The organism is Planosporangium flavigriseum, from assembly GCF_011947225.1.
GTDB classification, from domain to species: domain Bacteria; phylum Actinomycetota; class Actinomycetes; order Mycobacteriales; family Micromonosporaceae; genus Planosporangium; species Planosporangium flavigriseum.
Window position 1 is genome coordinate 1 of sequence record NZ_JAATVW010000057.1, and the last position, 1,279, is coordinate 1,279.

1 protein-coding gene and 1 pseudogene are annotated in these 1,279 nt (G+C 65.1%); both read left to right on the top strand.

The features are described 5' to 3' along the window. A pseudogene (locus HC028_RS26780) lies at positions 1 to 358 on the top strand (FG-GAP repeat protein); the annotation flags it as partial. A gap of 258 nt (positions 359 to 616) precedes the next feature. Next, the gene (locus HC028_RS26785) at positions 617 to 919 is read left to right on the top strand and encodes a hypothetical protein (protein WP_168080220.1); all 303 of its coding nucleotides are present in this window, start codon (positions 617 to 619) and stop codon (positions 917 to 919) included. Positions 920 to 1,279: the final 360 nt, after the last annotated feature.

Genomic DNA, 1,279 nt, shown 5'->3' on the forward strand with positions numbered 1-1,279 from the left:
GAAGTTCCTGACCGCCGGTGATGTGAACGGTGACGGCAAAGCCGACTTGGCGCTGTTCTACGACTACGGCGGCGGACGTGTCGCGCTGTTCACCCTCACCGCCGGCAGTGCCGGAGACGGCAGCCTCGGCGGGTTGACCCAGATCTGGTACGACTCGACAGGGTGGGGTAACGGGACCAAATTCGTGTTCACCGGTAGCTTCGCCAGCACCGGCAAAGACACTTTCGGCCTATTCCAGGACTTCGCTGGCTCGGCGACACTGGCCACCCTGGACCCCGACACCCAGAACAACCTCCCGTCTCCGACGGGCCACTGGTCCGCGCCGTACTGGGGCACCGGCACCCGCGCGGTCCTCTGACAGCTCAACAGCGTCGCACGAGCAACCTGCGGCACGCCGGCACGGTTCAGCAACAAATGCGGTAACCGTGCCGGCCGTGCCCGACGCCTGCCCCGACGAAGCGGCCGCCTCACCAAGATCGTTAAGTACAAAACCAGTACAACCGACAGTGGCAAGCGACGCGAACCGTCGAGAGTTACTGGATAGGCCTCGCCGAGGTCAGGGCGGTGATCTGCTTGGTTACGGTCGATCTTTCCGGTCATTGTGTACGTTGCCGGCGTGTCGATCAGTGATGACGAGGCGACGAGGATCCGCCGTACCAGGGCGTACCGGTCGGCGGTCTGGACAGTCCGGCTGGGCCTCGTTCTAGTCGTGGTGTGGGGCTGGCTCGTGTTCGTGACTAAGCCGACCGACTCGGTGCTGTTCATGGTCTGGTTGGCGGCAGGGTTGTTGTCGGTGTGCGCGCTTGTACTGCTGCGTCGGTCAGGGGTCCGGTTCGCACGGCGGGGTCTGTCCTGGCATGTGGAGGACGACCGGGTCATCCGACAGTTCTATCGGGACGTGTATTGGTTCCGTCGTTGATCGGCGCTGGACCGGCTCGGGCTGGGGAACGAAGCTGCTTTGCGACGTGAGGGTCAGCTGACCCCAGCTTGACCCCAGCGGGGCGCAACCGAGCGCCATCCCGAGAACAACCGCCGCCTCGATTCGTGCTCCGACGGCGCGTTTTCCGGTCGAGTGGTGTGGGTTCGGGTGGCAGGTGGGTGCGGATCGGTTTCCGTGCCGCTACCTGCCCTTTTTGCTCAATAGTGTCTGGGCCATGACGAGCGGCGAGTACGGCAGCACGACGAGCACGATGATGGTCGAGGAGGCCGCCCGCGCGTGCCTGGACGCCCTGATGGGCTGGGTGGGCGTCGACGGGCTGGTGGCCGCGATCCGCGACCC